This window comes from Pedobacter sp. 01N310, assembly GCF_056399805.1.
The window spans coordinates 90740-115016 of the sequence record NZ_JBFTSB010000004.1; the positions used below are offsets into that span (position 1 = coordinate 90740).

The 24277-nt window shown below is 37.8% G+C and carries 24 protein-coding genes; 14 read left to right on the plus strand and 10 right to left on the minus strand.

Features of this window, described 5'->3' with window-relative positions; genetic code table 11:
- Nucleotides 1-60: 60 nt before the first annotated feature.
- Together AC1DNH_RS10320 and AC1DNH_RS10325 are read left to right on the plus strand one after the other, a co-directional pair.
- Nucleotides 61-810 carry a class I SAM-dependent methyltransferase gene (locus tag AC1DNH_RS10320; RefSeq protein WP_477625363.1) on the plus strand — a complete coding sequence of 250 codons (750 nt, stop codon included), beginning with the start codon at nt 61-63 and terminating at the stop codon, nt 808-810.
- 6 nt (nt 811-816) lie between these two features.
- Nucleotides 817-2367 (plus strand): rhomboid family intramembrane serine protease, encoded by a 1551-nt coding sequence (locus AC1DNH_RS10325; protein WP_477625364.1) that lies wholly within the window; start codon nt 817-819, stop codon nt 2365-2367.
- A gap of 2 nt (nt 2368-2369) precedes the next feature.
- On the opposite strand, the gene AC1DNH_RS10330 is transcribed toward AC1DNH_RS10325, so the two are convergent.
- Nucleotides 2370-3821, minus strand: coding sequence for an alpha-L-fucosidase (locus AC1DNH_RS10330; protein WP_477607572.1), 1452 nt, complete (start codon nt 3819-3821; stop codon nt 2370-2372).
- A gap of 164 nt (nt 3822-3985) precedes the next feature.
- Between AC1DNH_RS10330 and AC1DNH_RS10335 the strand changes: the two genes are divergently transcribed.
- Entirely contained in the window at nt 3986-4663 is a 678-nt protein-coding gene (locus AC1DNH_RS10335; protein ID WP_477607574.1) for a hypothetical protein, read from the plus strand.
- A 58-nt stretch (nt 4664-4721) separates the two neighbouring features.
- Complete coding sequence (locus AC1DNH_RS10340; RefSeq protein ID WP_477581241.1) at nt 4722-5129, plus strand: hypothetical protein; 408 nt, start codon at nt 4722-4724, stop codon at nt 5127-5129.
- A 144-nt stretch (nt 5130-5273) separates the two neighbouring features.
- On the opposite strand, the gene AC1DNH_RS10345 is transcribed toward AC1DNH_RS10340, so the two are convergent.
- The 7 genes from AC1DNH_RS10345 to fumC all read right to left on the minus strand — a co-directional run bounded on the left by AC1DNH_RS10345 (nt 5274) and on the right by fumC (nt 10345).
- Nucleotides 5274-6041 (minus strand): ThuA domain-containing protein, encoded by a 768-nt coding sequence (locus AC1DNH_RS10345; protein WP_477581239.1) that lies wholly within the window; start codon nt 6039-6041, stop codon nt 5274-5276.
- 40 nt (nt 6042-6081) lie between these two features.
- A complete protein-coding gene (locus AC1DNH_RS10350) occupies nt 6082-6516 on the minus strand; it encodes a low molecular weight protein-tyrosine-phosphatase (RefSeq protein WP_477581237.1) in 435 nt (144 codons plus the stop codon).
- Nucleotides 6517-6518: 2 nt separating this feature from the next.
- Nucleotides 6519-6959, minus strand: a complete 441-nt coding sequence (locus tag AC1DNH_RS10355; RefSeq protein WP_477581235.1) for a hypothetical protein — start codon at nt 6957-6959, stop codon at nt 6519-6521.
- A 118-nt stretch (nt 6960-7077) separates the two neighbouring features.
- Nucleotides 7078-7884 carry a S1/P1 nuclease gene (locus AC1DNH_RS10360; protein ID WP_477581234.1) on the minus strand — a complete coding sequence of 269 codons (807 nt, stop codon included), beginning with the start codon at nt 7882-7884 and terminating at the stop codon, nt 7078-7080.
- A gap of 1 nt (nt 7885) precedes the next feature.
- Complete coding sequence (locus tag AC1DNH_RS10365; RefSeq protein WP_477581232.1) at nt 7886-8401, minus strand: fumarate hydratase; 516 nt, start codon at nt 8399-8401, stop codon at nt 7886-7888.
- A 7-nt stretch (nt 8402-8408) separates the two neighbouring features.
- A complete protein-coding gene (locus AC1DNH_RS10370; RefSeq protein ID WP_477581230.1) occupies nt 8409-8756 on the minus strand; it encodes a hypothetical protein in 348 nt (115 codons plus the stop codon).
- A gap of 191 nt (nt 8757-8947) precedes the next feature.
- A complete protein-coding gene (fumC, locus tag AC1DNH_RS10375; protein WP_477581229.1) occupies nt 8948-10345 on the minus strand; it encodes a class II fumarate hydratase in 1398 nt (465 codons plus the stop codon).
- Nucleotides 10346-10542: 197 nt separating this feature from the next.
- Here fumC and rsgA point away from each other — a divergent pair, with 197 nt between their 5' ends.
- Together rsgA and AC1DNH_RS10385 are read left to right on the plus strand one after the other, a co-directional pair.
- On the plus strand, nt 10543-11463 hold the full coding sequence (rsgA, locus tag AC1DNH_RS10380) for a ribosome small subunit-dependent GTPase A (protein ID WP_477581227.1): 921 nt from the start codon (nt 10543-10545) through the stop codon (nt 11461-11463).
- Nucleotides 11464-11562: 99 nt separating this feature from the next.
- Nucleotides 11563-12516 carry a Smr/MutS family protein gene (locus AC1DNH_RS10385; protein WP_477581226.1) on the plus strand — a complete coding sequence of 318 codons (954 nt, stop codon included), beginning with the start codon at nt 11563-11565 and terminating at the stop codon, nt 12514-12516.
- A gap of 442 nt (nt 12517-12958) precedes the next feature.
- Here the strand turns inward: AC1DNH_RS10385 and AC1DNH_RS10390 are convergent, their stop codons facing one another.
- Entirely contained in the window at nt 12959-13651 is a 693-nt protein-coding gene (locus AC1DNH_RS10390) for a pirin family protein (RefSeq protein ID WP_477607578.1), read from the minus strand.
- Between the two features lie 2 nt (nt 13652-13653).
- Nucleotides 13654-14160 (minus strand): hypothetical protein, encoded by a 507-nt coding sequence (locus AC1DNH_RS10395; RefSeq protein ID WP_477607580.1) that lies wholly within the window; start codon nt 14158-14160, stop codon nt 13654-13656.
- Between the two features lie 141 nt (nt 14161-14301).
- Between AC1DNH_RS10395 and AC1DNH_RS10400 the strand changes: the two genes are divergently transcribed.
- The 8 genes from AC1DNH_RS10400 to AC1DNH_RS10435 all read left to right on the plus strand — a co-directional run bounded on the left by AC1DNH_RS10400 (nt 14302) and on the right by AC1DNH_RS10435 (nt 24226).
- Nucleotides 14302-14670, plus strand: a complete 369-nt coding sequence (locus AC1DNH_RS10400; RefSeq protein WP_477581222.1) for a hypothetical protein — start codon at nt 14302-14304, stop codon at nt 14668-14670.
- A 138-nt stretch (nt 14671-14808) separates the two neighbouring features.
- Nucleotides 14809-18285: a preprotein translocase subunit SecA gene (locus AC1DNH_RS10405; RefSeq protein ID WP_477625365.1), complete on the plus strand. Its 3477-nt coding sequence runs from the start codon at nt 14809-14811 to the stop codon at nt 18283-18285.
- A 421-nt stretch (nt 18286-18706) separates the two neighbouring features.
- On the plus strand, nt 18707-19150 hold the full coding sequence (locus AC1DNH_RS10410) for an SPOR domain-containing protein (protein ID WP_215130087.1): 444 nt from the start codon (nt 18707-18709) through the stop codon (nt 19148-19150).
- The gene (locus AC1DNH_RS10415) at nt 19137-20321 is read left to right on the plus strand and encodes a M20 metallopeptidase family protein (protein WP_477581220.1); all 1185 of its coding nucleotides are present in this window, start codon (nt 19137-19139) and stop codon (nt 20319-20321) included. The genes AC1DNH_RS10410 and AC1DNH_RS10415 overlap by 14 nt, the downstream gene beginning before the upstream one ends.
- A gap of 98 nt (nt 20322-20419) precedes the next feature.
- Nucleotides 20420-21361: a hypothetical protein gene (locus AC1DNH_RS10420; protein ID WP_477581218.1), complete on the plus strand. Its 942-nt coding sequence runs from the start codon at nt 20420-20422 to the stop codon at nt 21359-21361.
- 236 nt (nt 21362-21597) lie between these two features.
- Entirely contained in the window at nt 21598-23166 is a 1569-nt protein-coding gene (locus AC1DNH_RS10425; protein WP_477581217.1) for a serine hydrolase, read from the plus strand.
- A gap of 16 nt (nt 23167-23182) precedes the next feature.
- Complete coding sequence (locus tag AC1DNH_RS10430; RefSeq protein WP_477581215.1) at nt 23183-23842, plus strand: SGNH/GDSL hydrolase family protein; 660 nt, start codon at nt 23183-23185, stop codon at nt 23840-23842.
- A gap of 84 nt (nt 23843-23926) precedes the next feature.
- Nucleotides 23927-24226, plus strand: coding sequence for a GIY-YIG nuclease family protein (locus AC1DNH_RS10435; protein ID WP_477581213.1), 300 nt, complete (start codon nt 23927-23929; stop codon nt 24224-24226).
- Nucleotides 24227-24277: the final 51 nt, after the last annotated feature.

Below are 24277 nucleotides of genomic sequence, written 5' to 3' on the forward strand. Positions count from 1 at the left end.
TAACCACTTTAACAATTAATCAAATTTTTCCGTTTCTTTGGGATTGGAATTATTTAAAACATGGCAAATTTATTAACCGACAGGGCTTTTTGGGTAAATTATTGGGAAAGTAAAAAAGGACTAGCGGTTCAGTTACCTTCAAACTATTTATTTCATAAGCAACTGGCCGATGTTATTCAGAAAGATAATGTTAAAACCGCTATAGAATTGGGTGGTTTTCCGGGTTATTATGCCGTATTCCTGAAAAAATATTTTCAGCTTGATGTTACCCTTCTAGATTACTTTGTTCATCCACCGGTTGTAAATGAGCTTTTAGAAAAGAACGGATTAACCGGAAAGGATATCCATATTATTGAAACCGATCTTTTTAATTACACGCCCGAAAAGCAGTATGATCTTGTACTAAGCTGCGGTTTAATCGAACACTTTAACGATACTGCCGATATTATTAACCGTCATATTGCTTTTGTAAAACCAGGTGGCACTTTGTTTATCACGTTGCCAAATTTTAAGGCGGTTAACGGCTGGTTTCAAAAGAATTTCGATAGAGAAAATTATGATAAGCACAATATCGATAGCATGGATCCCGCGTTATTGAAATCTATCTGCGAGCATGCCGGACTTAAACAAGTAAAATCTGGTTATTTTGGTCGTTTTAGTGTATGGCTGGAAAATGAAAGCCAGAAATCTGCAGGCGTCCGTCTATTTAAGAAAGTAGTTTGGCTAACCGGAAAAGTATTTACAAAGATTATTCCGTTCGAAAGCAAAAATCTATCACCTTATATTATCTTAGTAGCGAAAAAAATATAACGCGCTATGTCAATCAGTTGGGGTTACTCGCCTAAAATTGAAAAATATATTCCTTTGGCCGATTTTCCGGCAGATAAATACCTAATTATTGCCAGGCAGGCAATCGAAAATCTGGGCTGGAAGTTAAGTCACTTATCGGAAACCGGCATTATTGCTTATACACCATTATCATTTCAATCCTATAGTGAGGAGATCTCGATCCGTATTATCCGCAATTTCGCCGTAGTAAAAAGCGAATGCGTAGGCATTCAACTGCTTTTAAATGATTATGGGAAGAATGATTCAAACCTCGAAAAGTTCTTTCATGAATTTGAATACGTGGAGTATCACCTAAAGGATTCGTGGGATGAAATTAGACTCAAATTCCATGAATTAGTTGCCACTTCCGATGGTACTTATTTTGAAAAGGCCCCATTAGCCATTAAAAATAAGATCAAAAATGTTTTCTTCCTGTTTTTTCCTCAAAAGGGTTATATCGTTACCCCAATTCTGGTTGCATTGAATGTTCTGTATTGGGTTTTAATAACGTTTGTAACATTTGTTTACAGGCAATACTTACTAACACAAGCCTACCAAACAGGTTCTAAAGAAAGTTTTGTTGAAAAAATACAAACCTTATTGGTTTATTTTGGTGTGAGCAATAAATTCCTGGTGCTTGATGGGCAATATTGGAGACTAATTTCGAGCTTGTTTATCCATGGGTCGTTTTCTCATCTGTTTTTTAACATGTACGCATTAATCTATTTAGGATTAATGGTTGAAAATAAATTAGGATGGAAAAAATTCTTAACTATTTATTTGTTAAGTGGCATTTGTGGCGGATTTATCAGCTTACTTTTTCACGAAGTGGGTTATATTTTTGGCGCTTCTGGTGCGGTTATGGGAGTAATGGGTGCACTTATAGCACTTTTGCTCAATAAATATTTTGAGAAAAATGCAAGCCGGGCATTGTTGATCAGTACAGTTTTTGTAACTGCGATAATTATTTTAAATGGATCATTATCTAAATCAACTGATAATGCAACACATATTGCAGGCATGATAGCTGGTTTTATAATCTGCTATATTTTTAGCTTTAAATTACAAAAGCAGCCCTGGCAGAATACTCAATTGCGTTATGCAGGCGTGTTTATTTTATTTATTGCTTTTTCGTTTGGAGTAGCCTTTTTTACTCCGAATTATCAAACGCAACAATACAAGAAGCTAAGGGATAGTTTTAGCGATAACCTGATTTCCTTTAATCAGCTTTTATATTTGAAAGCATCCTTATCAAAAGAGGAAAAACTTAGAGAAGTGAACGATTATGGCATTATCCCCAGCCAGAATAACCTGCAAATTATCAAACAGATGAAGCCTCTTAAGCTTAAAGATTTAGAGGCTTACGATCGTTCGAAGAAAGCAGAAATTGCCAAAAAAATGTCTCTTGCTGCTGCTTTGATGTTAAGAGATATTCAAGCTGATAGCGTATCAAAGTACAGTAAACAAACATCCAAAGAAATATCAAATGTTGCAGAACTCACTTTCAAACTTAGCGATAGCTTAAGCAGGGCAAATTAAAATTAGTTTGTGAATTTATATATCCCAATTTCACTTAGCGTAATACAAACCGGAGATTTAGTAATGATTATTTTTACTTTATTAGTTGTAACGGGACTCTCCAATTTAATCAAACGTTTCGCGCCGATGCTCGTGCCGTCGTAAACTTTTTTCCATGCATTGTTTTCAAATACCTCGATGGTGTAAGCCTCTATTCGCTGACCCAAGGGAATATACTCTTGTAGGCTAATGATATCAAAGGTTTTAGCAGTTTTTAAATCTACTTCTAAACTTGCCTGATGAATATCATCCTGTGTTGCCCAGTAACTTTCCCTTTTACCATCAAGCAGGGAAGTAACATCATACTTTTTGCCTCTACTGTTGCTCGCTCTAATTTGGGCATTTTTGGCCAGGTTATTCTCGAAAGTATGTTTAACCATGTCGCCAAAAGTTTTCAGTGCAGCAACATCATCCTCGTGAAGTTGTCCACGGGTATCGGGTGCTAAACCAAGATCTAAACCTGCGCCACGGCCAACACTTTTTAAATATAGATCGAACAGTTTTTCTGGGGTTTTAGGTTTTTCGTTGGCATGGTAAAACCATCCTTTTCTTAAAGGAACATCACATTCTGCTGGCATCCAGAATTTACCGTTTCGTATTCCTTCAGGACTTTGCGGATAATTTGCCTGACCGGGAACGGCTTCATTTTTCCCATCAGGAGCCATCGGTGTAAAAGTAGCCCAAGAGGTTGGCGCTGCATGACCATCTTCATTACCTACCCAGCGGATATCCAAACCTATATCGCTAAAAATATTGGCCATGGGCTGCATTTTACGGGTAATGGCCCAGGTATTTTTCCAATCGTAATAGGTAGTGTTATCTATCGAGCGTTTTTCTTTTGCACCACCATAATAGCCATCACCACCATTAGCACCATCGTGCCAGCTCATAAAAAGTTCGCCAAAATTGCTGTAAAGTTCTTTTAACTGGGCCTGATAAATGGCCAAATATTTATCGGTACCATAAAGCGCGTTGTTCCTGTCCCATGGCGAGCAGTATACCCCAAACTTTAAACCGTTTTTACGTACAGCCTGCTCCACTTCTTTAACTAAATTTCCTTTGCCTGCTCTGAAAGGACTTTTACTTATGTTATAATCGGTCGTTTTGGTTGGCCATAAAGCAAAACCATCATGATGTTTTGCAACTAAGATGATGCCTTTTAATCCACCGGCCCTGGCTGCTTTAATAATTTGATCGGCGTTGAAATCTGTTGGGTTAAATGTTTTCGGGTCAGCATCGCCAAAGCCCCATTCTTTGTTTTCGAATGTAGTTGGCGTAAAATGGATTAGGCCGTAAACTTCAATATCATGCCAGGCCAGTTGCCTTTTTGATGGTAGTGCACCGTAAGGTTTAGGTGGTGTTTGGGCGTAAATTGTCGTTGTTAAGAATAGAAAAAGAATTAATATGTGTTTCATCATCATTATAGCTTAGATCCACCTAAAGTACAAAAAAATACCAGCTGAAGGAAAAGAGTTAACCAATATTTAACCTCTTGAAAATGTAAACACGAAATTATTTTTACATCTTGATCGTTACATGGATTCACCAAACATTTAATTTCAGTTTACGTTAATTAACTATGAGCGCTTTTATCCAGAATCCTCCCGATGGAGGTACAATGTATACTGAAACGAATCTTAGCCAGCTTTTTCCTGAGCCATTTAATACTATAACAAGTTGCTTTTTTTTAGCTATTGCAGTGTATTGGACAATAAAAATTTGGGGGAATTTTAAACAGCATACCTTTCTAACTATTGCCCTGGTTTTACTTTATATAGGCGGAATTGGAGGCACCACTTATCATGGATTGAGGCGTTGGCCAATTTTTATTATGATGGACTGGATGCCGATTATGCTTTTATGCCTTTCGGCTGGGGTGTACTTTCTTTCCAAACTAACCAAGTGGTATTTTGCCGTTTTAATTGTAGCCTTGTATGCTTTCTTTCAGTTTTATGTGAGGCGGCTTTTTAGTAATGGCGATTTTCAGATCTTCATCAACATCAATTATGCATTTATGGCCGCGCTGGTTTTATTTCCGGTATTTGGTTATTTGATCAAAACAGAGTGGAAAAATGGCAAATGGGTTGGCTTTGCCCTAATTGCTTTCATATTCGCGCTAACTTTCCGCATTGCCGATAAATGGGATGTATTAACAATTGGTACGCATTTTTTATGGCATACTTTCGGGGCTGTGGCCTCTTTCTGTATGCTGAATTATATTTATTTGGTTAATTTGAAAAAAGCCAAAACTTCATAAAATATTCATTCCTAAAAGGTGTAAATTATTTACCTTAGTTAAATATATAACTATTGAAATGAAAAAAATATTGATTTTATCTGCCCTGGTATTGGGCCTTAACTTTGCATCTCATGCACAAAGTCTTTTAAGTAAAGTTGGATCTGCTGCGGCAGCAAGCACAGGTTTCGATGCGGCAAGTTTAACCTCTGGCATTATTGGTAAACTAGCTCCTGCCTTAAGTTTAACTCCGGCTCAAAAACCAACTGTAACTACAATTGTGAAAGATTTTCTGGTGCAGAAAGCAACCATTATGGCCACTCAAAAAACAGATCCTGCTGCTTATCAAAGCAAATTTGGTAAATTGTTTTCTGGATTGAAATCGAAACTGGGAACCGCTTTAACGGTTGCACAATTGGCCAAGTTTACTTCGTTAAAACCTGCTGTTCCAAGTGCAAGCAATGTGCTTTCTCAGTTGTTTTATTAGATGGGAATGAAAGGTTGTATCATAAATATAGATTTGTCATGTTGAGCTTGTCGAAGGACCTGTTAAATACTTTTAAGGTGTTTCAACAAGCTCAACATGACAGCATCTGAGGTAAAATTGTCTTTGTGATACAACCTCTTGATCTTAGAATTTAGAATGAGCCTTACTGTAGTCTAGTTTCTTTTGTCTGCCTATGGCATATTCGATACCGCCCCATAAATGGTTCTGGAATTTATCATCAGCCCAGCCTTCTTTAGTATGCCCCATACAGGTATAGAAAGCCCTTCCGCCATCAAAATTGTGGTACCAGCTAAAAGGATGAAAATTACCATTTTTACCGCCGGTATAAGATTTCTCATCTAAGGTAATCAGCACTTTAATATCTGGATTGATATCTTTAAAGTTATATAGCTCATCTTTTCTCATCCAAACTGAATCGGTAAAGAATTTGGTTGAAGGATGTTTTTTGTCTTTAATGATAAATTTAGCTTCCTGAACTGCTGGGTGACTTGTAAAATAAGCGCCGACCAATTTACCATACCAAGGCCAATCGTATTCAGTATCGGTTGCGGCGTGGATGCCTACAAAGCCTCCACCGGCCTGGATATATCTTTCGAAAGCAACCTGTTGTTTATTATCCAAAACATCGCCTGTGGTACTTAAAAAAATTACAGCAGCATATTTTTTAAGGTTATCTTCTGTAAAAACATCCGCATTTTCTGTGGTATCTACTTCAAAGTGATGTTCAGTGCCCAGCTTTTGGATCACTTCTTTTCCGATCTCGATAGAGTTGTGTCTAAAGCCTTTGGTTTTGGAAAAAACTAAAACTTTTGCCGATTTCTTAGCGGTGGTAAAGCTTTGGAATAAAAAAACGGATGCAATTAATAAGCATATGGATAGGTACTTTTTCATTTTTGCTGACTTGGTTAGTGATGGATATTGAGCTTTAAATTTAAGAAAGTTGTTTGATAATTTCTATACATCTTTCTTCAACCTGCCTGCAAACAGGGTTAAACAGGGCATTATCCCAATATGGATCTGTAACTTCGTCGTTATCAAGAAAAAGTTTAACCTTTTTTCGCTCTTCTTCGCTTTTAGCAAGGTTTTTAACATCAGCTAAATTATTCTGGTCCATAACCAAAATCAGATCGTATTTAGCAAACATAGAGTGGTTAAATTGTTGTGCCCGCTGTTTGCTGATGTCGTAACCTAGCGCTTTCGCTGCTGAAATACTCCTGTGATCGGGGGCTTTGCCGATATGCCAATTGCCCGTTCCTGCCGAAGCAATTTCCCAATTTAAGTTCTGTTTATCTGCCAGATGGCGCATAATGCCTTCGGCCAAAGGTGAACGGCAGATGTTACCAAGGCAAACCATTAAAATTTTCAATATTATTTAGATTTTGCTGTAAATATATAAGTAACGGTGTAGGTTGTTCCTTCCTTCTCAAAAGTATATTTTTGAATGATATTTGTCCCGTTTAAATTTACAGTTTCTGTATTGCCGAAACCAGTATTTAGCGTGATTTCATTTCCACTTTTTGTCCATTTGGCATTTTGAAAGGACATCATGTCGCATAATGGACCTGTAGAGGTGAAAGCATAAGATCCGTTTGATGAAAAACTTAATGCGTAATTGTTGTTTAAACAAGAACTAGGTCCTGAAAGCGTCATGAAATTGCTGCTCGATTTTTCGTTTACGGTTAAAACAGGACTAACAGTTGCCGATTGCAAGGGCCATTTGTAACTCGTAATATCGTCAATTGCAAGAGTTTCTTTCTTTTTACAGGCAAATGCCATGCATAGGGTTAAGATAAGTAGTAATTTTTTCATCAGTTTTAATTGGTTTTGGTATACATCAGATAAACGAAACTAGCTTCTGATATGCTACAACGGACGAAAAAAAAGCCCCAAGCTTTTTAGCGTTGAGGCATCGAGAATATCTAAAATATTATCCGTAGATGTCGTTTAACATTTTCGCCAATCGAACACCACCTTTTAATAGCTGTTCGTTAAGGGTATCAACCCAATCAAAATTGTAGCGATAGCTTAATTTAGCATCCGGTTTGGTGGTATCGTATATTTTATTGCAAATGCCGTACGATTCGTAAATACAATCTTTAAGGCCTGTGTTTTGCCAGTTATACAGCTGAATTGCTGAAGGGTGATTAATTGCTTTCGCATATTCTGTATAGCTCAACTGCTGATATTCGATAAGCTGTTCATCCCAAACCCTGTGGATGTTCGATTTTTCATTGAACCATAACACCGAAATACGGTTACCACCCAAATCATCTTTACGGGCAACATGCATAGGCTGACATAAATCGCCTGCCAGGTGTACCAACATGCGTAAAGCCAATTTCTTTTCGGCTGCAGTGCTGCTTGCTTTCTTTAATACAGCAATTAAATCAGGTATTTTGTTGTAAAGATTAGGTGATTTTTCAGTTTCTAAAAAGTTGTAAACGCCTTCTTTGTTCAGTCCCGCCGGAAGATTAACAAAATGCCAGTTATACATGTAATTGTAGGTAGAGTCTGATTTGATAAAATCACCCCAGTTGGCACTCATGGCCAAAGTTTCATAACCTAAGATGCCCTGAATAGCCTTGCGTGTTTTAGCTTTTAAGTAACTATCGGCAATTTCGCCAACTACACGATGGCCAATGGTGCCCCAGGCATTTGCCTGAATTGGTAGATAAGCTAAAAAACCAAAAACTAGTGCAATGGTTAATTTCTTTTTAATTGATGTTAAAATCATTTTATAATTCTTTTTGTATGCAGGTAATTTTTTCTTTGAGGTTTAATATGATTTCGCGTTGGTCACTTAAACTTTCTAACAATAATGTATCTGCAGATTTCTTTTTGATCAGGAAGTTCTTGTCGTATCGGCCAATGCGGTAACATCCCGATATTTTTTGTTTATGGTTAGCGTGTGTAAAGGTGGCACCAACAAATAGGGTATCGCCTTTAACAACATAAACGCCTCTGGCATATTCTTTCCAAATGCCATTGTTGTAGCAAGAATCTTCGTAAAAATTTACTTTGCTGTAGGTAACCATGTCAATATAAACAGAATCGCAGGTAAATTTGAAATGGTGCTGTGTGTAGTTGCTCAGTTTATTGCTAAAAGCGACGGAATCTTCATTCCAGACGCCTTGCATAAAATCTTCACCTTTGCCCTGTATATTAGGCCGCGGACTACAAGCTACATGTAAGATCGATAATGTAAAAAGGATGATGTAGAAATTCTTTAAACCCAGGTGCAGCTTGTTCATTGTATTGTTAATCGATGCTTTTAGGAAATTGATCGTGTGTTACAGTATTCTTTTTAATGGTATTGGTAATCAGGATTAAAAAGCCGGCTGCAAAACAAATATTGGCTAGTGCACCGATAATACCGGTTAAAGTATAATATTTTGAAATTTCAGTGTAGGGGATATTCCTGTTACTAATCCATAGTGGCAATAGAATATAAAATAAGTGTATCAGTATACCAATTCCTGAGCCTATGGTCATTAAAATGGCCTCAACTACATTTTTTTTTGCTAAAAAATAGCAGCAGGTTCCAAATATGATAACTGGAGGAATGATGGATACTAAGCTGAGCAATGTAGAGAGTACTGAATTCATATTATCTATTTTTAATTAACCGTATTGATTATACCTATAATTGTTGCCGTTAACAAAGAGGTTGTAGCATAAAATATTTTCACTCGGATTTGTCACGTTGAGCCTGTCGAAAGGCTTTACTATAAATTTATAGCAGGTCCTTCGACAAGCTCAGGATGACAAATTTTATTTTATAACATCTTTAAAATTAATTATTTCAAACTGCCAACCATGTCTTCCGGGCGAACCCATTCATCAAATTGTTCGTTGGTTAACAAGCCCAATTCTACAGCTGCAGCTTTTAAAGTTTTATTTTCTTTATGTGCTTTCTTCGCAATTTTAGCGGCGTTTTCGTAACCCACATGCGGATTTAAAGCCGTAACCAACATTAAAGAATTTTGTAGATGCTTCTCAATTTCTGGCAAGTTAGCGGTGATTCCTTCCGCACATTTATCGGTGAAAGAAACGCAGGCATCGCCAATTAAGCGGGCCGACTGTAATACATTAGCCGCAATAAGTGGTTTAAACACATTAAGTTCGAAATGGCCGCTCATCCCACCCACTGAAACGGCAACATCGTTACCGATTACTTGTGCACAAACCATAGTCAAAGCTTCTGGTTGCGTAGGGTTAACTTTACCTGGCATAATTGAAGATCCTGGTTCATTATCAGGAATTACAATTTCGCCAATACCACAACGTGGGCCAGAACTTAACATTCTTACATCGTTTGCTACTTTCATTAAAGCAACCGCAGTACGTTTTAAAGCACCAGAAAGCTCTACCATTGCATCATGCGCTGCCAGGGCTTCAAATTTATTTGGAGCCGTAACAAATGGTAAACCGGTTAAATCAGCAATTTTTTTAGCCACTAAAAAATCATATCCTTTTGGTGTATTTAAGCCAGTACCAACGGCGGTGCCACCTAAAGCCAGCTCGGCAACCATAACCAAAGCATTTTTAATGGCCCTGATGCTGTTATCGATCTGTTGTACATAACCCGAAAATTCCTGCCCTAAGGTAAGTGGGGTAGCATCCATAAAGTGTGTACGCCCGGTTTTAACGATCGAACTGAATTCTTCTACTTTTTTGGCTAAAGTATTTCTTAATTTTTCTAAACCTGGAATGGTATTTTCTACCGTAAGTTTATAGGCTGCAATGTGCATTGCTGTTGGGTAAGTATCGTTTGATGACTGTGATTTATTTACATCATCGTTAGGGTGAAGTGCTTTTTTATCATCAGCTAATGAACCACCGTTAATTACATGAGCGCGGTTTGCAATCACCTCGTTACCATTCATGTTGCTTTGTGTACCCGAACCTGTTTGCCAGATTACTAAGGGAAATTGATCATCTAACTGTCCAGCAATAATTTCATCACAAGCTTTAGCAATTAAATCGGCTTTTTCTGCTGATAATACACCAAGTTCGGTATTGGCAAGCGCAGCTGCTTTTTTCAGGTATCCAAAAGCATGGATAATTTCTTTTGGCATCGAACCTTCTGGTCCGATTTTGAAGTTATTGCGTGAGCGTTCGGTTTGTGCACCCCAGTATTTGTCGGCTGGTACCTGCACCTCGCCCATGGTATCGTGTTCTATTCTGAAACTCATTATATTTTTGATTTTTATTGTCGCAAATTTAGGTTTTTTGCCTTTTAAAGCGTTGGATTTATGTAAGATATTTAATGGATAACAAAATATATCGCCGAAATGTCGGTATTCTTTTTATTCTTCAACATAATGTACAAACTTTTATCCTGGCTAGCCGCTTCTACCAATGAAATCATATTCATACCTTTACCGCAAATATGCAGGGATTAGTTATTAAATCTACAGGGAGCTGGTATAGTGTTTTGGCCGATAATGGCGAACGCTATGATTGCCGGATTGTTGGGAAATTCAGGATTAAAGGACTTAAAACCACCAACCCGATTGCGGTTGGCGACAGGGTGAAATTTGATCTGGAACGGGATAGCAACCAGGGTTTGATACACGAAATGCTGCCACGTAAAAACTACATTATCCGCAAATCGATCAACCTAAGTAAGCAGGCGCAGATATTGGCTGCAAATTTGGATATGGCCATGTTGGTGGTTACGCTGGCTTCGCCCCGTACATCTTTAGGTTTCATCGATCGTTTCCTGGTTACGGCCGAGGCTTACGATGTACCTGCGGTTTTGGTGTTTAATAAACTCGATCTGTTTAGTAAAGAGGGTTTAGAAATTCTTCAGGAGTTTAAAGAGATATACGAGAGTATTGGTTATGCCTGTTACGAAGTTTCGGCTTTAAAAGGCATTAATATTCCGGTTATTCAGGAATTGATTACAAATAAAATTACACTGATATCTGGTCACTCGGGCGTTGGGAAATCGAGTTTAATTAATGCATTATTGCCCGATCGTGATTTAAGAACGGGAGAGGTTTCAGACTGGAGCGATAAAGGGCAGCATACCACTACTTTTGCCGAAATGTTCGAATTACCACAGGGCGGTTTCATTGTCGATTCTCCCGGAATTAGAGAACTGGGCGTTATTGATATTGAAAAAGAAGAACTAGGTCATTTTTTTAGAGAAATCTTTAAAACCTCGCACAATTGCCGTTTTAACAACTGCAGGCACATTAATGAGCCTGGTTGTGCCGTTTTAGCCGCGGTAAACGAGGGCGAAATTGCCGTTTCGAGGTATGAAAGTTACCTGAGCATTTATCACGGAAACGATACTCGTCATTAATTGAGTGAGGGGTCGAAAGTCAGAAGATATGATGCGTGATAAAATACTTCTTGATTGAACCAACGAATTAGATTGAAAACCTTTACAAAAAAATAAGTAATGAAATTTAAACTGGGAGATTTTGTGCGTTTTGTTGATGAAAAACGTGAAGGTTATGTAACTAAAATTATCGATAGCCAAACTTTAGGTGTTACCGATGAAGATGGTTTCGAGATACCTGTTGCGGTGAGTAATTTAACTTCTGTACATGGTCATGGTGTGGTAGCCGAAGAGTTAGATGCCCCCAAACCCGTCCATGTAAATATCCCCAGTATTAACAAAATCGAAAACGGTATTTATATAGCTGTTGCTACCGATGATAAGGCCGGTAATGTGGTACATTTTCACCTGCAGAACCATTCTCCAAATATTTTATTGGTAAACTTAACTACGGAGCGTAAAGAGAAGTATGCAGGTGCTTTTCATGGGATAATCGAATCTTACGGCTCTACTTTAGTTTATTCTGCTTCCTTGGCTGATCTTGATCTTTGGCCAGAATTTAACTTTCAGGTTTTAGTATTTAGCAAAGCTGATGTGAAACCTATCGATCCTTTGGTAATCCGTAAGAAATTTAGGGCAAAAGATTTTAGCACCGAACAAAAGGAATTGCCTCAATTGAGAAATAAGGGCTGGTTAATCCGCTTGGATGATCTGGTTCCGGTAACCATCGATCCGCAAAAATTAAAAGAAAGTTTTTTTAAATCAACTGAAGAGAAAAAAACAGTTACAGCCCCTCAAAAAGAAATCGATCTGCACATCGAAAAATTGAGAGATGATCATCATTTTCTGGAAGCTGATGAAATGTTGCAGATACAGATCAATCATTTTCAAACTGCGATGGATGCTGCGGTTGTGCATCATTTCGATAAAATCGTTTTTATCCACGGTTCAGGAAATGGTACTCTACGAGATAAAATCCATAAACTGATCAGTAAAAACCCACATGTAAAAACATACATGGATGCCAGAAAAGAAAAGTTTGGTTACGGGGCTACAGAAGTGGTTTTTAAATAGTAGGCTTTTGTTTGTGGTGTAAGATGTACCATCTTACACTGAATCATCTTTTTAGATTTACGCTAGGTAAGATGGTCACATCTGATTGCATTGCAGTCTTTCCCATGCGATTCGTCATTCTGAACTTGTTTCAGAATCTATTTGGTAAATTAAAAATTCTATACGGTGTGTTCAGAATAACAGAAGGTGAATTCAATCCTGAGTCTGTAGAAGGATAAACTGGTAATTTATTATTTGGGCGTTGCCCAATCCCGTGAAGAACGGGAAAGGGGCGGGCTTTGCAGGGCTACGCTTCGCTGGATCTTACACTGAATCAAATCTTTTTAGATGTGCAATAAGTCAGATGGTAACATCTGACTTCACAGAGAAGATGATTCTGAACTTGTTTCAGAATCTATTAGTAAATTAAAGATTCTTCATTGCATTCAGAATGACAAAAAAACTAAAATCCAAACTCCAAAACCACTACAATTGCATTGTTGCCCAATGCTTCCAGTTCTACCTGTTCAATATCCCAGAGCGCTAAACCATCTCTTGAGTGCATCAAGCGGCCTTCAATTTCGAAAGCCCCATCAATAATAAAAGCATAGAACCGATGGTTTGGACTTTGCATTTTATAAACTGCTTCTTCACGACCAGCAAAAATGCCGGCACTTAATTTAAAAGGCAATTTTGGGTTTGATATAATTTCGAGCAGCTGGTTCTTGTTTTTCTCAAAATCGAAACTGAAAAGCATTTCACTTGCCCGCATTAAAAACATATCGGTTTTAATCCCAAACTGTATGTAGTTAATCACATTGTTTTGATAAGGATTGCTGATTTCTAAAACTTCTCCCTTACCCATATTCAACACCTGTACTTGCCCGGTTTCTAAAGCAAATTCTTTTCCGTTGGCAACAATATCAATTCCGCCAGTAATGGGCATAAATATCTGGAGCGAATCTTCCTTGCATAGAAAAAACGTAACCTTTCCGCCAGCAATCGATTCATCATTACATAAAAATAAGTTGCCGAAAGGTGTTCTGTGCTCACTGTAATATTTCTCAAAATTAAAGGTGCTGTATCTTCTTAGTGCCGAAGTTTCTGTTAAGCCCCGCTCATCGGCTAAAAATATTTTTCCAGGTTTGAGTTCCATCGTTAATCAATGTTTTTTATGGCGTGGATACTTACGAAAGGCTGGATCTGAAAAATATTAGTGAAAACTTCATCTTCATTACTTTCTTTAAATTGCGATACCAAAAGCAAATTATCTATCGTATCGTGCCAAACCAGCGGTTTTGAGAAAAAATTGATGGCCACTTTATGCTTTTCAAGACTGTTAATGTCCGAATTGATCAATTCGAATTTAAAGTTTTCAAAAGTCAGAAAACGTCTGCCTAAATTATCCAGTACATCAGGAATAATTCCATTTAACTGGCGCAAATAGCCAGTAATAGCTGCACTGACCAAAAAATGTAACTTCTCTGCCTCTGGAACATTCAGTACCATTTCGGCGAAAGTAGTAAGCCGCTCTTCCTGATTATAAAATTGAGCTTGCATTTTAAATTCAGCAAAACTGTCTTCATGTACAAACTTGTCCCATGTGCTGGTATTGGTTGCATCAATTATTTTTCGATAGCATAGCGTAATTACTTTCATTGACATGCATAAAATTAAAAAAGACGCTAAGAAATCCTAACGTCTTTATGAAAATAAAACAATTATAAGGATTATACTAAGCTTTTACGTTCCATTTAAACGTGAGTTCGAAACCTGTTGAAAACAAAAGCAAAAAAAGCTTAGAAATTGAGGAACGCTTTTTGCGATGATGTAATTTCTTTTTATAAAAGATTAAAACTAGCTTTGCCGCTATTAATGAAACACCTGGTTACCATATCGCTTGTATTTTTTAGCTTAACACATTTGGCAAAAGCCGAACGCGTTGAAGGGCTAAGGATATTAAACGAATATTGTAACGAGCATAATATCAGCGTTAATTCAACAGGTAAAGAGTCGGTTCAACTTAATGAAGACCGTAACCCTTATCTGTTATCGTACACCAAGCTTGCTTTAATCGGGACCCAAGCCCAATTGAAAGTTGCAAAATATGTGAGCGTAAATCAGGTAATTGCCGATTTAACAATCAGAAAAAAACCGAAGAACAATAGTCCCTAATTTTCTTTTCTACAAGATTTTTTGAGAGGTTTTTAGCCTCATTCATACCAACAACTGCCAAACTGACTTAAGAAAGACAATGGCTTGGTTGTTGTAACACACCATTTTTTAATAATAAATACGATTTAAAATATTATAATGTTAGGATTTTTAGCGAAGGTTTTCGGAAGTAAATCAGAAAGAGATATAAAGGCTATTCAGCCATTGGTTGTTAAAATTAACGAACACTACAGTAAACTGTCTGCGCTTAGCAACGATGAGTTACGTGGTAAAACCATAGAATTTAAAGAAAAGATTTCGGCCTTTTTAACCGAAATTGATGAGAAAATTTCAGCACTAAAAGCTGATGCAGAAAGCGAAGATTTAGATCTTCACCAGAAAACAGCGATTTATGATCAGGTTGATGCCTTAGGTAAAGAGCGCGACACAGAATTAGAGAAAGTACTTTTGGAAATCCTTCCGGAAGCTTTCGCTGTAATTAAAGAAACTTCTCGTCGTTTAAGCGAAAACGATTATTTAGAGGTTACCGCAACCCAGTTCGATAGAGATTATGCTGCAAGAAAAAACAATGTTAAAATTGTTGGCGATAAAGCACAATGGGCGAATAGGTGGGATGCTGCAGGAACCGAAGTCGTTTGGAATATGGTGCATTACGATGTACAGCTAATTGGTGGTATTGTATTGCACAGCGGTAAAATTGCCGAGATGGCTACCGGTGAGGGTAAAACCCTGGTAAGTACATTGCCGGCTTATTTAAATGCATTGGCCGGACAAGGTGTTCATATTGTTACCGTGAATGATTACTTGGCCCGTCGTGATAGTGAGTGGAATGGCCCCTTATTCGAATTTCATGGTTTAAGTGTAGATTGTATTGATAAACATGAGCCAAACTCTGAAGAAAGGAGAAAAGCTTATGCCGCAGATATTACCTACGGAACCAATAATGAATTCGGTTTTGATTACCTGCGTGACAATATGTCGCAGACACCTGATCAATTGGTGCAGCGCAAGCAGCATTTTGCAATGGTGGATGAGGTCGATTCAGTTTTGATTGATGATGCCCGTACCCCTTTGATTATCTCAGGTCCGATTCCACGTGGCGATGAGCATGAGTTTTATGAATTAAAACCACGTATCGAACGTTTGGTTAATGCACAAAAAGCTTATGTAACCCAAGCATTAAACGAAGCGAAGAAATTAATCAACGCAGGCAACAGCGGAACCGAAGAAGGTGAAGGTGGTTTAGCCTTATTGCGTGCATACCGTGGTTTGCCAAAAAACAAAGCTTTAATTAAGTTTTTAAGTGAAAGCGGTGTTCGTGGTTTGTTGTTGAAAACCGAAAACCACTATATGGCAGATCAATCTAAGAATATGCCTAAGGTAGATTCTGAATTGTATTTCTATATCGATGAGAAAAATAACCAGGTTGAGTTAACTGAAAAAGGTATCGAACTGATTACCCAGTCAGGTGAAGATCCTCATTTCTTCGTATTGCCTGATGTAGGTACTGAAGTTGCAGATTTAGAGAAATCTGACATGCCTTTAGAAGAAAAGGTTGTTCAAAAAGATGCCTTAATGCGCGATTATTCTGTTAAAGCAGAACGCATCCACTCGGTTAACCAATTGTTAAAAGCTTATACTTTATTTGAAATTGATGTAGAATACATCATCGATGAAGGAAAGATTAAAATTGTTGATGAGCAAACAGGTCGTATTATGGATGGCCGTCGTTACTCTGATGGTTTACACCAGGCAATTGAGGCTAAAGAGAATGTAAAAGTTGAGGATGCTACCCAAACATATGCAACCGTAACCTTGCAAAATTATTTCCGTATGTACCACAAACTTTGTGGTATGACGGGTACTGCGACAACAGAAGCTGGCGAGTTTTGGTCAATCTATAAACTAGATGTGGTAGAAATTCCAACCAACAGAAATATTTCTAGAAAAGATGAGCAGGATTACGTTTACCGTACTGTTCGTGAAAAATATAACGCTGTTGCTTCAGAAATTCAGTTTCTTGTTTTCCCGTATTCTCACTACGAAACAGAATATGAATTGGATAAAGAAGGAAATCCAAAACAAAAAGATGGCAAACCGGTAATCAAATACGATCCAACAGGTAGGGCTGTGCCTAAGCTCGATGCTAAAGGTGCATTAATCCCAGCGGTTAATCCTGAAACAGGGCAACTAGAGCCGCAAGCTGGTCGCCCGGTATTGGTGGGTACAACATCGGTAGAGATTTCAGAATTGTTAAGCCGTATGCTTAAACTCCGCGGAATTAAACACAATGTATTAAATGCGAAAATGCACCAGAAAGAGGCCGATATTGTTGCCGAAGCTGGTCAGGCAGGAACTGTAACCATTGCAACCAACATGGCTGGTCGTGGTACCGATATTAAATTGGGTGCAGGTGTTAAAGAAGCTGGCGGTTTAGCCATTGTAGGTACCGAGCGTCACGAGTCTCGTCGTGTAGATAGACAGTTACGTGGTCGTGCAGGTCGTCAGGGCGATCCGGGTTCATCTCAGTTCTTCGTTTCGTTAGAAGATAACTTAATGCGTTTATTTGGTTCAGAACGTATTTCTGGTATTATGGTACGTATGGGTATCGAAGATGGTGAAGTGATCCAACACTCTATGATTACCAAATCTATCGAACGTGCACAGAAAAAAGTAGAAGAAAACAACTTTGGTATCCGTAAACGTTTATTGGAGTACGATGATGTGATGAACTCGCAACGTACTGTAATTTACGCTAAACGTAAAAACGCGTTATTTGGCGAGCGTTTAGATGTAGATATGAACAATATGGTTTTCGATGTTGCTGAAGATATCGTAAGCGAATATAAACAAGAAGGAAATTACGATGGTTTTAAACTGGAAGTAATCAAAAACTTCTCTTTAGATACGGCCATTACCGAAAAAGAATTTACTTCAACCAACATCCCTCAGTTAACTGAAAGGTTATTTGATGAAGCTGAAGCATTTTACGCACGTAAATCGGAAGCCATTATCCAACAATCATTACCAGTTTTAACCCAGGTTTATCAGGAACGTGGCGAGCACATCGAACAGATTGTGGTTCCGTTTACTGATGGTATCCGTGGTATTCAGGTAGCGGTTGATTTGAAAAAAGCTATCGATAATAAAGGAAAAGAAGTAGTTCGTTCATTCGAAAAAACCATTGTCCTTGCCTTGATCGATGATAGCTGGAAAGAGCATTTACGCGAAATGGATGATTTGAAGCAATCTGTACAAAATGCAGTTTACGAACAAAAAGATCCATTGGTGATTTATAAAATGGAAGCTTTCAACCTATTTAAAAACATGCTTAATGCGGTAAATAAAGAAGTAGTAAGTTTCTTATATAAAGGCGGTATCCCGGTTCAGCAAGAGCCAGACCAGGTTAGAGAAGCACCAGCTCCGGTAAAACAGCCGAAGTTGCAAACTACTAAACAAGAATTTGGTAGAGAAGAACCAGGTATCGAATTTGGCGATACGCGTGAGCCCGTTCCACAACAGCCAATCCGTAAGGAAGCAACCGTTGGCAGAAATGAACCTTGCCCATGCGGTAGTGGTAAAAAATTCAAAAATTGCCACGGCGCTAATTTATAATCAAGAGATATAATGCTTTATCAAGCCTCAACATTTGTTGGGGCTTTTTTTATAACTAAAACCCCTAGTTTTATTTGTGTAGTTGCACTCATAATGAATTTACTTCGCTCCAACGTCATGCTGAATTTATTTTACAAGTAGAAATAGTGTTTTCAATTGTCGTGTAGCTACTACGTGGTCAGCATCTTATAAGACCCTGAAATAAATTCAGGGTGACGACCGTAATAAATCAAATCTTTATATCCTCATATCCACGACAAAAATCTATATTAACTACCTGCTCAAAATAACCACTGGCTAAACTATTTGTTTAACCCATAAAGAATGCCGATTTTTGCAACGATTTCGGCATTCTTGTTGTTAAGAAGAAATGAGATGATATTTTATTCATCTGCTCACTAAATGCCAAGGTCTTTTACACATGAAAACAATATTAACTTTTATAGGCTGTTTGTTCCTTTTTACCACTGCTTTTGCACAAAAAGGAGAGGTTACGGTTATAAAAGATCCCTTAATTGATAGTTTAATTGCCAAACGTTTGGCAGTTTATAAAACTTCTGGAGAGGTAAAACCGGGTAAACCCATTGTTTCGGCTTACGGTTACCGCGTACAGATTTTCTATGGGTCAGACCGGCGCGAAGTTTTTAACGAACAGGCAAGGTTTAAAGGACTTTATCCTAAATATAATACCTACCTCGTTTATAAAGAACCTAACTATTACGTTCGAGTGGGCGATTTTAGAACACGCTTAGAAGCGCAGCGCCTCATAAACGAACTCAGACCAAACTTCCCGACACTGTTTATTTTTAGGGAAAAAATTAATGCACCAAGTTTAGATACCACAACAAGTAATGATCAAAAATAAAATCCAAGAACTAGCCGCGAACATTTTTAACGATGTAGTAGGCTATCGTCAACATATCCATGCCAATCCTGAATTATCTTTCAAAGAATTCGAAACTTCATTGTTCATCAAGGATAAATTAAAAAAATGGGGAATTGAATATACCGATTGTGCCAATACCGGTGTGGTAGGTTTAATTAAGGGTAACCAGCCATCTGATAAAGTAATTGCTTTACGTGCCGATATGGATGCATTACCTATTCACGAAGCAAACGACAAACCTTACCGTTCTAAAAACCATGGCGTAATGCATGCCTGCGGACACGATGTTCACACTTCGTCACTTTTAGGAACAGCTCATATCCTAAACCAAATGAAAGATGAATTCGGTGGAACCATCAAATTGATCTTCCAGCCCGCAGAGGAGTTGTTGCCAGGCGGAGCAAGTATCATGATTAAAGAAGGTGTATTGGAGAATCCAAAACCGGATTATATTGTTGGTCAGCATGTAATGCCGTTAATTGATGCCGGTAAAGTAGGTTTCCGTTCAGGTATTTACATGGCCTCAACAGATGAATTATATGTTACTGTAACCGGGAAAGGTGGTCATGGTGCGCAGCCTCACCAAAATATCGATCCGGTTTTAATTGCATCGCATATCATTATTGCTTTGCAACAGATTGTTAGTCGCAATGCCGATCCACGTACACCATCGGTTTTATCTTTTGGTAAGGTAAATGCCAATGGAGCAACTAACATTATCCCGAATGAGGTAAAAATCGAGGGTACGTTTAGAACCTTAGATGAGGGCTGGAGAGATGAAGCACATAAACGCATGAAAAAAATGGCTGAAGGAATTGCCGAAAGTATGGGGGGAAGTTGCGATTTTGATATCCATAGAGGTTATCCATTTTTAATTAACGAAGAAAAATTAACAGCAAATGCAAAGGCTTTTGCCGAAGAATTTTTGGGGAAAGACAATGTGGTTGATTTAGATATCTGGATGGCTGCCGAAGATTTTTCTTTCTACTCGCAGGTAACAGATGCCTGTTTTTATCGTTTAGGTACTGGGAATGCCGCAAAAGACACGCAATATTCAGTACATACACCAAGATTTGATATTGATGAAGATGCCTTGAAAATATCAACAGGATTAATGGCCTATATTGCTTTAAAACAATTAGGGAATTAATGATAAGGTGGAGGATGTAAGATGGACGGAATTAATCTTTCTCCCGTTTTACATCTTTCATGATACATTATCCATTTTACCTTTTACATCTACCTTCCATGAAAAAAGTATTTTTGTTATTATTGTTAACGTCGCTCTTTTACACAGGTTTCGCTCAGGAAATCAACCGCTTTAATCCTGATACAATTAAAACCATTACGCTCGATTCTGCAGTAAATATCAAGGCCGAAAAATTGAATGTAGAGACATTTATCAGAAAGGTGATGTACGATACTTCCTTTTATCAATCGTTTAGGGATATGAAACGTTATTCTTTCATTGCCGAAAACAGGATTTACAGTTACGATAAAAAGAACAAGGTTGATGGAAAAATTTACCGTAAAATAAGACATAACAATAGCGGTCCTTATAAAATGGAGTATCTGGTAAAACAGGATACCGGGAAAATTTATAAGAAAAATGGCAAATACCAACTTTATACCGTAGAGATGTTCGATTACATTTTTATGAATGCCTATAACACCGATTTTGTACCCAATGCACCCAAACCTGACGGAAAGGGCGGAACAAATGAAAGTTATAAAGACAAACTCAAAACATTAATCTTTAATCCTGGCCGTCCGGTAAAAGTTCCTTTTATTGGCAGTAAAACCGAAATATTTTCAGCCAATATGCGCCAGTATTATGATTATGGTTTCACCAGCGGTACCTATCTTGATTCTATTCCGGTTTATCGTTTTAAGGTTTCAGTTAAACCCGATTTAAGCAGCTGGACAAAAGATGGCATCATGATCAAGGAACTGGTTACCATTTTCGATAAAAGAAATTTCAATATTCTGGGGCGTTATGTAGATATGAAATACAGCAATATGCTGTTCGATTTTGATGTGCAGATGAATATAGAAATGGGCTATTTCGGAGACGATAAATTACCAACCAAAATTACCTACCAGGGTAACTGGGATTATCCTTTCAAAAAGGAAGAACGGGCTAGTTTTTTAATCGTACACAAAGATTATAAACTCGAAAAGGGCAAATAAGGATTTAATAATATGTCTTTCTAGAGAGCCGTCACCCTGAATTCATTTCAGGGTCTATTTTGCATGAAAGATGCTGACCGCGTAGTAGCTACAAGACAATTGAAAACACTATTTCTACTTGTAAAATAAATTCAGGACGACGATCGCATTGGGGTAAAGAGTAAAAATTAATCATCATGATAAATATTAATCGAACTCAGGTTATTATCTTTAAACGATTATTTAAACCAATAAATATGCAATTCCTTTCCCCGTTAAAATTTAAAATATCATTAGCTTTATCACTGTTTTTGGGCCTTCATGTACATGCACAGGTGCTCACTTCAAAACAGATCGATAGTGTTGTAGAAAAAACACTCACCACCTTTAATGTTCCCGGAATTGCAGTTTCTGTAATTAAAGACGGTAAAATAATCCATTTAAAAGGTTATGGGGTAAGTTCCATCAAAACCAATAAAAAGGTTGATGAGAATACCCTTTTTGGTGTGGCATCAAATACAAAAGCATTCACGGCTGCGGCATTGGGTATGTTGGTTGATGAAAAGAAAATCACCTGGGATACTAAAGTTACCGATGTAATTCCGGAGTTTAAAATGTACGATGCCTACGTAACCAGCGAATTTACTATCCGCGATTTGCTCACGCACCGCAGCGGTTTGGGTTTAGGTGCGGGCGATTTAATGATCTGGCCAGATTCTTCAACCGTTGATAAAAAGCAATTGATCCATAACCTGCGTTATTTAAAGCCGGTTTCCTCTTTCCGTACCAAATACGATTACGACAACCTGATGTATATTGTTGCTGGCGATGTGGTAGCAAGGGTTTCAGGAATTACTTACGAAGATTTTATTGAAAGCAGGATCATTAAACCATTAGGCATGACCAAAACGGCAGCTTCGTGGTACCGCTTAAAAGACAAATCGAATGTAATTGATGGCCATGCCCCTTACGAAGGTAAACTGCTTCCTGTAGGACTAAGCTTCGGAGAGATCGCAAATGCTGCTGGTGGAATTTATTCGAACGTTACCGATATGAGCAAATGGGTAATGGCCATGATCAATGGCGGCAAATATGGCGAAACTCTTGACAAGAAATTATTCAGTCCTGCTGTGGCAAGAGAACTTTGGACGCCGCAGACCATTATTGCAGGAGGTAATCCAGCTGCTTTTAGTAGTTATGGCCTAGGTTGGTTTTTGAGTAATGTAAATGGCAATTTTCAGGCAACACACACAGGCGGTCTGTCAGGGATTGTAACACAGGTAACGATCATTCCAGAGATGAAATTGGGCATTATTGTATTAACCAATCAGCAATCTGGTGCTGCTTTTAATTCGATCACCAATTCGATTAAAGATGGTTATCTTGGTATTAGAGGACAGGACAGGATTAAAACCTATAACGATAACAGGCTCAGAAACGAAAAACAGGCTGACGAGATGGTAAGCAAAGTTTGGAACGATATTGCGGCTCAGCAAAAACTGTCGGTCGCAAAGCCAGATGTTAAACATTATTATGGCATTTTTCATGATGCCTGGTTTGGCGATGTAACCATTAGTGAGGTGAACGGCAAGATGCATTTTCAGGCTAAAAACGCTCCAAAATTGAAAGGCGACATGACTTACTACAAAGGAAATACCTTTATTGTAAAATGGTACGATAGAAGTTTAGATGCCGATGCTTTTGTTAATTTTAGTTTAGATAACAATGCTTCGGCCAATGGTTTTAAAATAGAAGCGATTTCGCCGCTAACCGATTTTAGTTTCGATTTCCAGGACCTGGATTTTAAAAAGACCGATAAAAAATAACCTAACCAATTATACAATGAAAACATTATTTAAAACGAGTATTTTACTAAGCTTTTGCTTAATTGCATTTACATCAATGACATTTAAACCAAAACGGATTATCTTCTTTGGCGACTCGATTACCCAACAGGGTGTTTCTAAAAACGGATATGTAACCCTGATCAAAAAATCGCTCGATTCTACTAAATATGATATAATTGGAGCCGGAATTGGCGGCAACAAGGTTTACGATTTATACCTGCGTTTAGAAGATGATGTGCTCAACAAGAAACCCGATTTAGTGGTGATTTATGTCGGTATTAATGATGTTTGGCATAAACAATCTTCTCATACCGGAACCGATTATGACAAATATTTAAAGTTTTATCAGGCGCTGATCAACAAAATTCAGGGTGTAGGCAGCAAAGTGGTATTGGTTACTCCATCAGTTGTTGGTGAGAAAAAAGATGGTACGAATGAGCTAGATGCCGATTTGAATAAATATGCTGAAGGTATTAGAACATTGGCTGCAAAAAATAATCTTCCTGTATGCGATTTAAGGAAAATTTTTGCAGAGTACGAGGCAAAAAATAATCCAGAGGATAAAGAAAAAGGCATTTTAACTGTTGATAGAGTACACTTAAATGAAACAGGTAATAAATTGGTTGCCGATCAGTTATTGCCTTTGGTGAAGTAGATAGATATTCGTCATTGCGAAGCGAAGAAGGGGATTGTACAATGGAGTGAAGCAATCTTTCCAGTTTAACAGATCAAAATAATAATGGAAAGAGGAGGGACAGTTTACATTATTACTAATTTTACTCATACTACATTATATGTCGGAGTTACTTCAGATTTAATGTTTAGGATAAAAGAGGATAGAGACAAGGTATATCCGAAATCTTTTTCGGCTAAATATAACATGGACAAACTTGTTTATTTTTGTTCTTATGATTCGATAGAGGAAGCGATTGCAGAAGAAAAGAGAATTAAGGGTGGAAGCCGTAAAAAAAAGATAAAATTAATAGAATCCATGAGTCCTGAATGGAAGGATTTATGGGAGATAGTGAAAGAATGGTAAATATTATACCATTGTAGATTAAAAATATATCGTCATTGCGAACTGAAGAAG

Excerpts from the sequence above, each read along its gene's own strand:
- AC1DNH_RS10320 (WP_477625363.1), top strand. The coding sequence starts at position 61 with ATGGCAAATTTATTAACCGACAGGGCTTTTTGGGTAAATTATTGGGAA.
- AC1DNH_RS10435 (WP_477581213.1), top strand. The coding sequence starts at position 23,927 with ATGGAAAGAGGAGGGACAGTTTACATTATTACTAATTTTACTCATACT.
- AC1DNH_RS10405 (WP_477625365.1), top strand. The coding sequence starts at position 14,809 with ATGTTAGGATTTTTAGCGAAGGTTTTCGGAAGTAAATCAGAAAGAGAT.
- AC1DNH_RS10390 (WP_477607578.1), bottom strand. The coding sequence starts at position 13,651 with ATGGAACTCAAACCTGGAAAAATATTTTTAGCCGATGAGCGGGGCTTA.
- AC1DNH_RS10395 (WP_477607580.1), bottom strand. The coding sequence starts at position 14,160 with ATGTCAATGAAAGTAATTACGCTATGCTATCGAAAAATAATTGATGCA.
- AC1DNH_RS10345 (WP_477581239.1), bottom strand. The coding sequence starts at position 6,041 with ATGAAAAAGTACCTATCCATATGCTTATTAATTGCATCCGTTTTTTTA.
- AC1DNH_RS10360 (WP_477581234.1), bottom strand. The coding sequence starts at position 7,884 with ATGATTTTAACATCAATTAAAAAGAAATTAACCATTGCACTAGTTTTT.
- AC1DNH_RS10335 (WP_477607574.1), top strand. The coding sequence starts at position 3,986 with ATGAGCGCTTTTATCCAGAATCCTCCCGATGGAGGTACAATGTATACT.
- AC1DNH_RS10420 (WP_477581218.1), top strand. The coding sequence starts at position 20,420 with ATGAAAAAAGTATTTTTGTTATTATTGTTAACGTCGCTCTTTTACACA.
- AC1DNH_RS10385 (WP_477581226.1), top strand. The coding sequence starts at position 11,563 with ATGAAATTTAAACTGGGAGATTTTGTGCGTTTTGTTGATGAAAAACGT.
- AC1DNH_RS10425 (WP_477581217.1), top strand. The coding sequence starts at position 21,598 with ATGCAATTCCTTTCCCCGTTAAAATTTAAAATATCATTAGCTTTATCA.
- fumC (WP_477581229.1), bottom strand. The coding sequence starts at position 10,345 with ATGAGTTTCAGAATAGAACACGATACCATGGGCGAGGTGCAGGTACCA.
- AC1DNH_RS10340 (WP_477581241.1), top strand. The coding sequence starts at position 4,722 with ATGAAAAAAATATTGATTTTATCTGCCCTGGTATTGGGCCTTAACTTT.
- AC1DNH_RS10410 (WP_215130087.1), top strand. The coding sequence starts at position 18,707 with ATGAAAACAATATTAACTTTTATAGGCTGTTTGTTCCTTTTTACCACT.
- AC1DNH_RS10330 (WP_477607572.1), bottom strand. The coding sequence starts at position 3,821 with ATGAAACACATATTAATTCTTTTTCTATTCTTAACAACGACAATTTAC.
- rsgA (WP_477581227.1), top strand. The coding sequence starts at position 10,543 with ATGCAGGGATTAGTTATTAAATCTACAGGGAGCTGGTATAGTGTTTTG.
- AC1DNH_RS10355 (WP_477581235.1), bottom strand. The coding sequence starts at position 6,959 with ATGAAAAAATTACTACTTATCTTAACCCTATGCATGGCATTTGCCTGT.
- AC1DNH_RS10365 (WP_477581232.1), bottom strand. The coding sequence starts at position 8,401 with ATGAACAAGCTGCACCTGGGTTTAAAGAATTTCTACATCATCCTTTTT.
- AC1DNH_RS10415 (WP_477581220.1), top strand. The coding sequence starts at position 19,137 with ATGATCAAAAATAAAATCCAAGAACTAGCCGCGAACATTTTTAACGAT.
- AC1DNH_RS10430 (WP_477581215.1), top strand. The coding sequence starts at position 23,183 with ATGAAAACATTATTTAAAACGAGTATTTTACTAAGCTTTTGCTTAATT.
- AC1DNH_RS10370 (WP_477581230.1), bottom strand. The coding sequence starts at position 8,756 with ATGAATTCAGTACTCTCTACATTGCTCAGCTTAGTATCCATCATTCCT.
- AC1DNH_RS10325 (WP_477625364.1), top strand. The coding sequence starts at position 817 with ATGTCAATCAGTTGGGGTTACTCGCCTAAAATTGAAAAATATATTCCT.